The sequence below is a fragment of the Anaerolineales bacterium genome, from assembly GCA_019637805.1.
Classification (GTDB): Bacteria; Chloroflexota; Anaerolineae; order Anaerolineales; family UBA11579; genus JAMCZK01.
In genome coordinates, this window is sequence record JAHBVB010000002.1 from 1084041 (window position 1) to 1096636 (window position 12596).

Consider the following 12596-nt stretch of genomic DNA (forward strand, 5'->3'; position numbering starts at 1 on the left):
CTGGCATGCCTGCCACGCTGTATCTAATCGACGGCCACGCCCTGGCTTACCGCACTTACTTCGCCCTAACCGGTGCGGGCGCCGGGGGAGACCGTTGGACGACCTCCAAGGGCGAACCCACTGCAGGCGTGTTCGGCTTTACTTCAGTACTGCTGCGCATTCTGGAGCAGGACCGCCCGGATTACATGGCCGTGGCTTTTGACCGCGGACGCACTTTCCGCGATGATTTATTCGCCGACTACAAGGCCACCCGTGAGAAGATGCCGGATGACCTGCGCGCCCAAATCGACCGCATCCGCGAATTGGTGGACGCTTTCAATATCCCGCGTCTGGAGCTGGACAACTACGAGGCCGACGATATTTTGGGCAGCGTGGCCCGTAAAGTGTCCGAGCAGGGCATCGGCGTCAAGATCATCACCGGCGACAAAGACCTGCTGCAGTTGGTTTCGCCACGCGTGATCGTCAGCCTGCCCGGCAAATCGCTGTCGGACTCCAAGGATTATTACGAGAAGGATGTGCAGGACTACCTGGGCGTACTGCCAGAACAAGTGGTGGACTTCAAAGCCCTGGTGGGCGACAAGTCCGACAATATTCCCGGCGTGCCGGGCATCGGCGAAAAAAGCGCCGCCGACCTGCTGAACCAGTACAAGACCCTGGAGGGCATTTACGCCCATCTGGACGAACTCAAACCTGCCCAGCGCAAGAAGCTGGAAGAGAACCGCGAGAAGGCCGACCTGAGCTACAAGTTGGCCCGCATCGTCACCGACCTGGAGATTGACTTTGACCCAGAGGACGCCCGCACCAGCGAATTGCGCCCCAAAGAGGTCGAGCCCATTTTCCAGCAATTGGAATTCCGCGCCCTGATGGGCCGCCTGAACAAAGTCATGGAAATTTTGGGCGTGGCCCCGCCGCCCAGCTCTCCCACCAGCGGCCAGCAGCTGGGCCTGTTCGCCGACGAAAGCGCCGCAGACTATTCCAAGCGGCTGGATTCCACCGCCACCATCGTGGACACGCCGGGAAAGCTGGCCGAGCTGGTTGAGACGCTGCGCACCGCCAAGCTGATCTCGTTCGACACCGAGACCACCGGCACGCAACACATGAGCTGCGAACTGGTCGGCCTGTCTTTCGCCGTGCAGCCCAAACATGGCTACTATGTGCCCGTGGGCCACGAACTGCGCCTGGGCGAGCAGCAGCTGGCGCTGGAAGAGGTGCTGGAGGCAGTGCGCGGCCCGCTCAGCGACCCCAAGATCCCCAAAGTAGGCCACAACCTGAGCTTTGACACGGTGGTGCTGGCGCGTTACGGCGTGCCGGTGACCCCGTTGGCCTTCGACAGTATGATCGCCGAATGGCTGGCCGACCCGGGCTCGCGCAACCTGGGGCTAAAGAACCTGGCCTGGGTGCGTCTCAACTTGGAAATGACTGAGATCAGTGAACTGTTGGGCAGCGGCCGCAAGCAGATCACCATGGCACAAGTACCCATCGAGAAGGCCGGCCCCTACGCCGCCGCCGACGCCGAGGTGGTGCTGCGCCTGATGCCGGTGCTGGAAGCCCGCTTGGACGAGCTGCAATCGCACAAGCTGCTGGACCAGATCGAGATGCCGCTGGTGCCTGTCTTGACCGCTATGGAACAACGCGGCATTTTGCTGGATATTCCCTTCCTGCAAAGCATGTCTTCCGAGCTGGAAGCCCAGATGGGCGAAATGGCCACCTCGGTCTACCAGCATATTGGTGAAGAGATCAACCTCAATTCGCCACAGCAGCTGGCCCATGCGCTTTTTGACCGCCTGCAGATCGAACCGCCCCGCGGCGTGCGCAAAACCGCCACCGGTTCGTATTCCACCGCGGCGGACATCCTGGACAGCCTGCGCGACAAACATCCCATCGTGCCCACTTTGCTTGACTATCGCGAGCTCTCCAAGCTCAAGTCCACCTATCTGGATGCCCTGCCCAACGAAGTCAATGCCCAAACAGGCCGGGTGCATACCTCTTACAACCAAACCGGCACGGTCACCGGGCGCATCGCCTCCAGCGAACCCAATTTGCAGAACATCCCCATCCGCACCGACCTCGGCCGCCGCGTGCGCCGCGCCTTCATTGCCGCCCCGGGCCATGTGCTGCTCAGTGTGGACTATTCGCAGATCGAGCTGCGCATCGTCGCCCACATTGCCGATGATGAAGCCATGCTGGACGCCTTCCGCGCCGGGCAAGACATCCACGTCACCACTGCCGCCGCCATTCTGGGGCTGGAACTGGAGCAGGTCAGCGGGAGCGCCCGGCGCAACGCCAAGGCGGTCAACTTCGGCCTGATCTACGGCATGAGCCCCTTTGGCCTGACCCGCAGCACCGATCTGACCCTGGCTGAGGCGGAAGATTTCGTCAAAGGCTATTTCGAACGCTTCCCCAAGGTCAAAGCCTATATCGACAACACCAAAGCCCAGGCGCGTGAAACCGGCTATGTCGAAACACTGCTGGGCCGCCGGCGCTATTTCCCCGGCCTCAAAGACGGCACCAACTATGTCTTGCGCAGCCGTCTGGAACGTGAAGCGATCAACAGCCCCATTCAGGGCACGGCCGCAGATATTATGAAGCTGGCCATGCTGCGCGTGGCAGCCGCCCTGCCGGCGGCCGGGCTGGCCGGCGGCATGCTGCTGCAAGTGCACGACGAGCTGGTGCTTGAGGTGCCTGAGAGCGAGCTGGAGGAAACCGCCCGCTTGGTGACGGCCGAGATGACGGCCGCCTATACGTTGAAAGTGCCATTGGCAGCCGACGCCAAATGGGGCAAGAACTGGGGCCAGATGGAAAACATCCCCCTGGCCTCTCCCAGCTCCTGATGAGTGTGCTAGACTTTTTGGCGGAGCATTCCTAAGAAGATGACCGTACTGCGCGGCAACGAAGACAGCTTCCGAGAGGCGATGAACCTGGGCCATTCCGCGGCCTGGGAAAACCGCTGGCAAGAAGCGGTGGAGCACTACACCCGGGCGATGAACGAATTCCCGGACAATCCACCCATGCTCAACAGCCTGGCCCTGGCCCACCTGGAGCTGGGACACTTGGATGAGGCCTTGCAGCTCTACCGCCGGGCGGCGCGCCTCTCCCCCGAAGACCCGTTGCCCGCGGAAAAAGTGGCCTGGATCTATAAACAGACCGGCCGCACCAAAGAGTCGGTGCAGTATTCCATGCGCGCCGCAGAGCTGTATTTGCGCCTGCGGGATGCCGACAAAGCCATAAACAACTGGGGCCGGGCAATCAGCCTGGATCCCGACAATTTGGATGCCCACGCCCATCTAGCGCTGGTCTACGAAAAGCTGGGGCGCACCCCGCAAGCCATCAGTGAACACATCGCCGTGGCCGCCCTGATGCAGCGGGCCGGGCGGCTGGACGAAGCCCGCAAGACCGGCGAGCACGCCCTGCATCTGAACCCCAAGAGCATCGAAGCTCAGCAGGCCGCCGCCATGCTGCAGGCCAACAAGCCGCTGCCCAAGCCGGCCCGCCAGGGCAGCATTAGCGGCCCTCTGCGGCTTGCGCCCGGCACCGGCCGCCTGGGCAACAACAGCCCGGCTAATGGCAAGCCTATGGCGCAATTGGAACTGGAAGACGGGCCAGACCCCCTGCAAGAGGCTACCGAGAAGGCCCTGCAAACTCTGGCGGCCATGCTCTTCGACCTGACCCCGGCGGGCAAAGTGGAGGTGGAGCCCAAGAGCGGCGGCCTGCGCTCCATCGCCAAAGTCGTCTCTGATGGTTTGCTGGCGCGCGGCTTTGACGAAAAAGCGATCGTGCGCCACCTCAACCAGGCCATCCAACTGGAGACCCAAAAACAGCCCGAGGAAGCCGCCAAGCAATTTGAAGCCGCCATTCAGGCCGGCTTGGAGCATGCCGCCGCCCATTTTGTGCTCGGTTTGTTGCTGCGTGACCAGGGCAAGTGGGACGCAGCCCTGCCGCATGTCCAAAAAGCCGTGACGCATGCAGATTACGCCCTGGCCGGCCATCTGCTTTTGGCGGAAGACCTGCAAGCCAGGGAGCAGTCCAAGGCGGCAGTGCTGGAGTATTTACAAGCCCTGCGCGAAGCAGACGCCTCGGTCATCGCCCCGGAAAAAAGCGAGGCGCTGCGCCAGCAGTACGAGCCTCTGCTGGCCGCTGCTGAGCAGAACCCGGACGATGCCGCCATTCAGCAGCTGTGCGCTAACATTCGCCATTTGCTTTTACGTCCTGGTTGGCGCACCGGGGTCAATGAAGCCCGCGGGCAATTGCCGGGCCAGGCAGAAGGGTCTGCCCCGCGCCCCGTGGCGGACATCCTCACCTCGGCCAACAGCGGCCGTCTGGTGGACGCGCTGGCCCAGATCAGCCGCATTTCGCGCCAGGGCCACTTCCGTGCCGCCATGGAAGAAGCCTTCACCGCCTTGGAATTTTCGCCCACCTATTTGCCGCTGCACATGCACATGGGCGAGTTGCTCTTTATGAATGAGCACCCGGAACGCGCCGTACAGAAGCTGGCCACCGTGGCGCGCGTCTATTCAGCGCGCGGCGAGAACGACCGCGCCACTCAGGTCTATCGCCGCATCGTGCAAATGTCCCCGCTGGATGTCTCGGCCCGCACGCATCTGGTGGAACGGCTGCACGCCCTGGGCGAGAAAAAAGAAGCCGTGCGTGAAACCGTGGAGCTGGCCGACGTGTATTATCGCCAGGCGCAGCTGGCCCAGGCGCGCGAAACTTACGAGAAGGCGCTGCGCCTCTCGCAGGGCGTGGAAGTAGACCCCAACTGGAATGCGCAGATCCTGCACCAGATCGCCGATATTGACCTGCAGCGCCTGGATTGGCGCAAGGCTCTGCGCGTCTATGAGCAGCTGCGCACTGTGGCGCCTGAAGACGCCACCGCCCGCCAGAACCTGGTGCAGCTGAACCTGCGCCTAGGGCAGGAGGCCAAAGCCAACACGGAGTTGGAGAACTATCTCTCGCTGCTAAGCAGCCGCAGCCGCGAGCAGGATGCCATCAGCTTCCTCAGCGCGCTGGCGGATGAAAATGGCAATTATGTGCTGGCGCGCCGCCGCCTGGCTGAAGCCTACCAGCAGCAGGGCCAGCGTGATGCGGCCATTAGCCAGTGGAACAAACTGGGCGAACTGCTGGTGCAAAAGGGCGACCGTCAAGGCGCGCTGAATGCCGTGCGCGCCATCCTGGCGCTTAACCCGCCCAATGCCGAACGCTACCAGAGTTTCCTGAAACGACTGAGCAAATAGCTCTAAAACCCGCATCTGCAAATTAAGGCTTTGTGGTACAACCAGCCTATGGCACTCCCACTTTTCCTCTTGCTGACAGATGACGCTCTGGCCATCTTCCTGGTCACCTACATTGGGCTGAAGTTCCACAGCCTGGATGCGATCCTGATGGACCGCCTGCCCTACACCTTTCTGCCTTTCCTGCTGGCCTGGGTCAGCGCCGCGGTTGCGCTGCGCCTATATCGCCCATCCGTGGCCGGGCAATGGAAGCAGCTGTGGCGCGTGCCGCTGGCGGCACTGCTGGCTGCCGTGCCCGCCGCCGCGCTGCGCGCATTGTGGTTGGACATTCCCTTCACCCCGCTCTTTGCTCTGATCATGGGCTTGGTACTGGCTGGGGCCTTACTGATCACCCGCAGCTTATACATTGCCACCGTAGGGCGTTTGTGGCTAGACCGTGGATGAGATCGCCCTGATCCAGGCCGCCCAGCAGGGCGATCTGGATGCTTTCAACCGTCTGGTGCTGCACTACCAGGACATGGCCTTCAATGTGGCTTACCGCTTACTGGGTGAAGACGCCAGCGCAGCGGATGCCACCCAGGAAGCCTTTATTGCTGCCTACCGCCACCTGGACCGCTTCCGCGGCGGCTCTTTCAAGGCCTGGCTGCTGCGCATTGTGGTCAATGGCAGCTACGACGAATTGCGCCGCCAAAAGCGCCGCCCGCAAACCGAACTTGAACCCGAAAACCTGGATGGCGAAGACAACGCCGAGCCAGCCTGGCTGGCGGACCCGAGCGCCGGCCCGCAAGAGCTCAGCGAACGCGCCGAACTGGCGGCCGCCATTCAACGCTGCTTGAAAGAGCTGGACGATGATTTCCGCAGCGCAGTGGTGCTGGTGGACGTGCAGGGCCTGGATTATTCGGAAGCCGCGCAGATCATGAAGCGCCCCGTCGGCACGGTCAAAAGCCGCCTGGCGCGGGCCCGCACGCGCATGCAGAGTTGCCTGCAGGGATTTGCGGAACTCTTGCCCGACCGTTTTCGTCTTAAAGCGGAAGAAGCATGACGAATTACAAGCTTTCCCCCTACGACTGGGAGGCGCTCTCCGCCTATTTGGATGGTGCACTGGACGGGCCAGACCAGGCCCGCCTGCAAACGCGTCTAGCGAATGAAACCGGGCTGAACGCTGCTCTGCGCCAACTGGAGCAGACGCGCAGTATGCTGCGCGCCGCGCCCCAGCGCCGCCGCCCGCGTGGTTTCACCATCCCGGCCGCCCTGGCGGCCAAGCTGCGCCCAGCCACGAGCAGCTTTGGGCTGTGGCGGCTGGTCTCGGCCGCCGCCAGCGTGATACTGGTGGCGGTGATGGCCGGCCAATTCTTGGACGGCGCGGCCACGCCCATGATGGCAACCATGGCCGATGAGGCTCCGCAGGCTTACATGCTGGAGATGGCGGTCGAAGAATCGGCCACGGCGGAAGATGCTGCTGGCGCAGCGGCCAGCGAAATCGTCCCCGAAGAAGCTGACCTGGCCATGGAAGATGAAGCCCTGCGCAGCAGCCCTGCCAGCAAAATGCCCACCCAGATCACGCTCAGCCCTGAGCAATTGGTGTGGGGTCTGGTTGTGGTCGTCGCCTTCAGCAGCTGGATGGCTTGGCAGCAGTGGCGCAAGCTGCCTGACCGCTAATTTTCAATCGTGACGACGCTGTACGTGCGCTGCAAGACGCCCTCCGCATCCCAGGTCTGCAGCTGAATGGCCCACAGGCCGGACAGGCCGCTTGTATCCCAGGCAGCTCGCACCTGGGATGCGGAGCCCTTGCGGCCCTCGGCCAGAGAGATCCACTCGTCCGGCCAAAGCCCCTGCCCCACTTGAATGTCGTAGAACTCGGCGGCCTCATCCAACTCGGCTAATAGGGTCAGCGCGCCGCCAACCACGGCAAAGGCTTCTGGCCGGGCAATGCGGCTGGGCGTCGCTTGGAGGTTAAGCGGCGAAAGTGTATCGAAGCGTTCCGGCGGCTGCGAAACGCCAGCGGCGTTGGCCCAGGCCTTGGCCGCCTCCGGCAGGCGCAGGAACAGCTGCTGGCGCACAAACTCTTGCGGCGTGAATACCGTGGCCAGCTGGCCGTTCAGGCCGCTGAGCGCCACTCGCTCGAACAGCGTATCCACCACAGTGGGCTGCGTACCGGGTAGGAACAGCTCCCGGCGACGTTGGGGGCAATCTTCGTCCGGCAGTTGGCCGGAAGGCACGCAGACGGTGACGGCCACCAGGCTGGCTGGCGCCTCCCAGGCGCGCAGCGGCAAATCACGATGGGCGGCATCGTAAGCCGCAGCCAATACCGCCACCGGCGCATCCCCCCACACCGCCACCACGCGCTGGGGGGAGTAACCCTGCGCCCAATCCCCGGCAGAGAAAAATGCCAGCGGGCGCTCCACCGCCAGCTGTTGTTCCGGCGGGCGTTGGCTGGCGTCTGCCAGCACATCGCTCACCAGGTAGGCCAATTCCACGCTGGTGACTGTGCCGAATTGCGGCACAGTCCAATTGAGCAGCACTCGGTTTTGCGCGTCGACCACGAACAGCACAGTGCTGAGCTGCAGGTCTGTTGGGTCGCCCTGTCCGGCGCGCAGACCGCGGGCGGCCAGCACGCCATAGGCCGCGGCCACATCGATGGTCGTCGCATCCTGCTCTGGCTGCCAGCCAAAAGCGGCCAGGTCTTCGGCGGCGCGTGTTGAACCCAGCGGGTCCAGCAGGGGCTGCACCGGTCTCAGCAAGCCGGCCGCCAAAGCCGCCCGCAGCGTGGTGGGGCCGAGGTACTCCTCGGTTTCAAACTCGTCTCCTGCCGGCAGGTCCCAGACCAGCGAGGCCGGACTGTATCCCATGGCAAACACTTCCAAATAAGAGAAGGGCAGCAGCATCTCGGCCGCCGGGTGTGCGCGGCCGGCGCCATGCAGAGCCAGCACCTGGCCGTTTATCGGATCCAGCACGGCCACTTCCCCAAGCGTGCCGCCCAGACCCTCAATTTCCTGCTGCAGGGCCGCATCCAAGGTGCTGGTGACACGCAGCCCGCCGGCGTGCAAACGCGCATAGCCCAGTTCAGCTTCCAGCTGCGATACCAGCAACTCCAGAAAACTGTTGGGGCGCTGCAGCCCAGCCGGCATGGCGGCCAACTGCAGGTCTTCGGCAAAGGCCGTATCAAATTCGGCCGGCGAGATCATGTCCTGGTCCAGCATAGTGGTCAACACCAGCCGCTGATAGGCGCGGGCCAGCTCTGGCGCATCAAAGGGGTTGAGCGCCGGCGCCTGGGCCACGGCAGCCAGCAGAGCCGCCTGCCCCAGTGTTAGCTGCCCAGCCGGTTTGCCAAAATAGAGCTGGGCGGCACTCTCCTGGCCAAAGGTCCAGTAGCCAAAGTCGGCGCTGTCCAAGGCCCAGACCAGAATTTGCTGCGGCCCAAAGCGGCTCAAAGCTTCGTTGGCCAGCAGGCGCGCCCGCAGGGTCTTGGCCCAACCATCGGCTTGCTCTGCCAAGAGCAGTTTGGCCGCCAGGTTTTCGGCAATACCGCCGGGGCGTTCATCCAGCAGCCACAATGGGCGTTCGCCCGCCTGCCAATAGTCCGGCTGCTGGCTGGCCACAAACGCCTGCGCCAGGTAAGGGTTTGGGGAGCTGGTGAACTGGCGTGTCACGCCGGGCGGCTGCAACGCCGCCCAGACCTCGGCGCCCGTGCGATCATAGATGTAGGTGGGCTGCAGCAGCTCGCCGGTCTGCGCGTCCATTAGATCTGCCAGGCGCGTCACCGGCGGCATGCCGGCCGCCAGCCACTGGAACAGCGGCCAGGCGGCCAAAGCCGCTAGCGCGGCCAGCAGGCTGAGCGCCCCCAGCAAGACGGCGCCAACCCTCAACAGGCGCTGCGGCAGGCTGCGACGGCGGGCGGCCCGCCGTCGCTGGCGGCGCTTGAGCAGCGCGTAGGTCTCGATCAGCCGGGACATGCGCCTGATTCTACTTGCTCGCAGCCGCCTGCGCGGGCCGGTGGTACACTGTGGAGAACACCTTGATTAGGAGCCTATCTTGAGCGAGAAAAAGCTGCACAGCGCCTTTAATGTCCCCGAACGCATTCTGCTGGGCCCAGGCCCAAGCAATATGCCGCCGAGCGTGTCCCAAGCCCTGGCCATGCCGGTGATCGGCCACCTGGATCCGATCTTTTTGCAGGTGATGGACGAAGTTCAGGGCATGCTGCGCGAGCTTTTTCAAACCAAGAACCGCCTGACCATTCCGGTCTCCGGCACAGGCAGCGCCGGCATGGAAGCGGCGCTCTCAAACTTTATTGAACCGGGTGACCGCGTCCTGATCGGCGTGATCGGCTATTTTGGCGAGCGCATGGTGGCCATGGCTGAACGCTACGGCGCTGAAGTGCACCGCTTGGAAGTCCCCTGGGGCCAAGCGCTGGATTTGGATGAAGTGAAAACCGCTCTCGGCAAGCACAAGTACAAGTTCCTGGCCGTCGTGCACGGCGAGACCTCCTCCGGCGTGCGCCAACCGCAGATTGCTGAGCTGGCGGCCGCCGCCCACCAGCACGGCGCTTTGTTCATCCTGGACACCGTAGCCAGCCTAGGTGGCGTGCCCGTCGAAACAGATGCCTGGGATGTGGACGTAGCCTTCAGCGGCTCACAAAAGGCGCTCTCCGCCTCACCGGGCCTGGCGCCTATCACCATCGGTCCGCGCGCCGAAGAAGCCCTGGCCAAGCGCAAGACGCAGGTGGGCAACTGGTACCTCTCGCTGGGCGAAGTGCAAAAGTACTGGGGCGGCGAACGCACCTATCACCACACCGCGCCGGTGCAGCTGAACTACGCCCTGCATGAAGCCTTGCGCCTGGCGCTGGATGAGGGCCTGGAAGCCCGCTATGCCCGCCACCAGCACAACGCCGAAACCCTATGGAGCGGCCTGGAAGCGTTGGACATGGAGATGCTGGTGGCGCGGGAAGACCGCCTGGCCACAGTCACTTCCGTACGCGTGCCGCCCTCCGCCAGCCACGACCACGTCAAGAACAGCCTGCTGAATGAATATGGCATTGAAATTGGCGCTGGTTTGGGCCAGCTGAAGGGACAGATCTGGCGCATTGGCCTGATGGGCCACAGCAGCCAGCGCAAATACGTCAGCCTGGTGCTGGCCGCCCTGCGTGAGATCCTCTCAGCCTAAGGCAGACTGGCTTCAATCTTGCATCTGTTGAAGCGATGAACATCCGTTACGCTCTGTTCGGCCTGACCATCCTGACTGGCTTTGTGTTTGCTGTCTACCAGGGCTGGTCGCAGCGTCCGGTGTCGGCGCAGGATGCGCCGCCCAACATGCTGCGTGCGGATTTTCAGTCAGACTACATCCTGATGGTGGCCGAAGCCTACGGCACAGACGGCGACGCCCAGCGTGCAATCAGCCAGCTGGGCTTACTGGCCACCGATGGCGAACCGTATAACCCCTACGGCATGGCCAGCGATGCCCTAAAGTTCGGCGAGGAAAATGGTTACTCCAGCCGCGACCTGGATTTATTGCTGGCCTTGCAAAGCGGCCTGCTGTCCTTTGACCCCAACTTCGCCACCGCGGAACCATGATTCGTACCCCAGAACGCAAACCTCCGCTCTACCTGATCACTGGCCTGGTGTTTGGCCTGTTGCTGGGCTTGGTGCTGGCCTGGCTGGTCTGGCCGGTGCGGGTGAGCAGTGTTGGCCCCAGCAGCCTGAGCGTTGAGGACAAGGAGCAGTACCGACTGATGGTGGCGCTGGCCTACGCGGCCAGCGGCGATATGGGGCGTGCCCAGGCCCGGCTAAACCTGTTGGGAGATGCCGACCCGGTGCGGGCGCTGACCAGCCAGGCACAGACCGCGCTGGCCAACAGTGCCACCCAGCGCGAAGCGCGGGCGCTGGCCGGCCTGGCGGCCGAGCTGGGCAGCATGCTCAGCAGCCAGCAAGCCACCCTGGAGGCGGTCAATACCCCGGGCAGCGCGGAGGTGGGCTCGCCCGTGGACACAGCCGGAGAAGGGGCGCGCTACTCGCTGGACAGCCAACAGCTGATCTGTGGCGCAGCCAGCGACGCCCCTGAAGTGCGCGTCTACCTGTTCAATGCGCAAAATCTGCCGGAAGCCGGCGTGCGCATGCAGCTGCAATCGTCCGAAGATCACGCCGAACTGACCACGGGCAATCACCCCTCCGAAGGCCCCGGGTATGCCGAGGCCGAGATTACCCCCGGCGAGGTTTACACCCTTTCCATTCAAGACACCGAGATGATGGGCGCCATCCAGGCGGCCGCCTGCCAAACCGCCGAAGGCGAGCCAGCCTGGGGCAGCTGGCAGCTCATCTTCCACGCAATTCCCTAATTCCTGACAAAGCAAATACAATACCAGTCAGCTTTTATTTTCACGAGAAAGGTTGATATGGAATATCGTCACTTAGGCAAAAGTGGTTTGCGTGTTTCGGCGATTGGCCTGGGCACCAACCAGTTTGGCGGCAAAGTGGACGCCAAAGGCGCCGCCACCATCATCCACGCAGCCCTGGATGCAGGGATTAATTTTATCGACACCGCCGACATTTACCGCGAGGGGCGCTCTGAAGAAGCGATCGGCGCGGCCGTCAAAGACGTGCGCAAACAAGCGCTGATCGCCACCAAAGCGCGCCACCCGATGGGCGATGGCCCCAACGACCGCGGCACCTCCCGCCAGCACCTGCTGGATGCGGTCGAAGCCAGTCTGCGTCGTCTGGGCACGGATCACATTGACCTGTATCAGATGCATACCTGGGATGCGGAAACGCCCATCGAAGAAACCCTGCGCACCCTGGAAGACCTGCTGCGCGCAGGCAAGGTGCGTTACATTGGGGCTTCGAACTTTACCCCCTGGCAGCTGACCCACGCCAATGCCGTGGCAGAACTGCAGGGCTGGACGCAGTTCGTCTCCATCCAGCCGCACTACCACATGCTACATCGTGAAGTCGAAGCCGAGCTGCAGCCAGCCTGCGCCTACTTCAACATCGGCATGCTGCCTTACTTCCCGCTGGCCGGCGGCTTCCTGACCGGCAAGTATCGCCGGGACCAGGAGGCCCCCAAGGGCTCGCGCGGCGAAGAAAGCCCCTATGTGCAGCGCTACATGACTGCCGAAAACTACACGATCGTCGAACAGCTGGAGGCCCTGGCCAAAGAAAATGGCCGCCACCTAAATGAACTGGCGCATGCCTGGCTGCTGGCGCAGCCCCAGGTGAGCAGCGTCATCTCTGGCGCCACCAAGCCGGAGCATGTGCAAGCCAACGCTAAAGCCGCTGAATGGATCCTGAGCAGCGAGGAGCTGGCCCGGGCGGACGAGATTTTAGGCAAAAGCAAGCCGAGCTAAAAAAGAGCGAGCCAATGGCTCGCTCTTTTTTCTTT

General features: G+C 63.2%; 10 protein-coding genes. 9 read left to right on the top strand and 1 reads right to left on the bottom strand.

Annotated elements, in window-relative coordinates:
- The first annotated feature begins 5 nt into the window (after positions 1–5).
- The 5 genes from polA to KF885_11235 are packed head-to-tail and all read left to right on the top strand — an operon-like array spanning position 6 to position 6887.
- Positions 6–2831, top strand: coding sequence for a DNA polymerase I (gene polA, locus KF885_11215; protein MBX3049726.1), 2826 nt, complete (start codon positions 6–8; stop codon positions 2829–2831).
- Between the two features lie 39 nt (positions 2832–2870).
- Positions 2871–5231 (top strand): tetratricopeptide repeat protein, encoded by a 2361-nt coding sequence (locus tag KF885_11220; protein ID MBX3049727.1) that lies wholly within the window; start codon positions 2871–2873, stop codon positions 5229–5231.
- A 48-nt stretch (positions 5232–5279) separates the two neighbouring features.
- Entirely contained in the window at positions 5280–5672 is a 393-nt protein-coding gene (locus KF885_11225) for a DUF3054 family protein (protein ID MBX3049728.1), read from the top strand.
- Positions 5665–6270, top strand: coding sequence for a sigma-70 family RNA polymerase sigma factor (locus tag KF885_11230; protein ID MBX3049729.1), 606 nt, complete (start codon positions 5665–5667; stop codon positions 6268–6270). Before KF885_11225 ends, KF885_11230 begins: the two co-directional genes overlap by 8 nt.
- Positions 6267–6887 (top strand): hypothetical protein, encoded by a 621-nt coding sequence (locus KF885_11235; GenBank protein ID MBX3049730.1) that lies wholly within the window; start codon positions 6267–6269, stop codon positions 6885–6887. The genes KF885_11230 and KF885_11235 overlap by 4 nt, the downstream gene beginning before the upstream one ends.
- On the opposite strand, the gene KF885_11240 is transcribed toward KF885_11235, so the two are convergent.
- Positions 6884–9181: a transglycosylase domain-containing protein gene (locus KF885_11240; protein MBX3049731.1), complete on the bottom strand. Its 2298-nt coding sequence runs from the start codon at positions 9179–9181 to the stop codon at positions 6884–6886. The two genes, KF885_11235 and KF885_11240, sit on opposite strands and share 4 nt — an antisense overlap.
- A 79-nt stretch (positions 9182–9260) precedes the next feature.
- Here KF885_11240 and KF885_11245 point away from each other — a divergent pair, with 79 nt between their 5' ends.
- From KF885_11245 to KF885_11260, 4 genes are read left to right on the top strand one after another with little or no spacing between them, the layout of a single operon-like run.
- Positions 9261–10388 (top strand): alanine--glyoxylate aminotransferase family protein, encoded by a 1128-nt coding sequence (locus KF885_11245; protein ID MBX3049732.1) that lies wholly within the window; start codon positions 9261–9263, stop codon positions 10386–10388.
- A 35-nt stretch (positions 10389–10423) separates the two neighbouring features.
- Complete coding sequence (locus tag KF885_11250; GenBank protein MBX3049733.1) at positions 10424–10795, top strand: hypothetical protein; 372 nt, start codon at positions 10424–10426, stop codon at positions 10793–10795.
- Positions 10792–11556 (top strand): hypothetical protein, encoded by a 765-nt coding sequence (locus KF885_11255; protein ID MBX3049734.1) that lies wholly within the window; start codon positions 10792–10794, stop codon positions 11554–11556. The genes KF885_11250 and KF885_11255 overlap by 4 nt, the downstream gene beginning before the upstream one ends.
- A gap of 57 nt (positions 11557–11613) precedes the next feature.
- On the top strand, positions 11614–12561 hold the full coding sequence (locus KF885_11260; GenBank protein ID MBX3049735.1) for an aldo/keto reductase: 948 nt from the start codon (positions 11614–11616) through the stop codon (positions 12559–12561).
- The last annotated feature ends 35 nt before the right edge of the window (positions 12562–12596 follow it).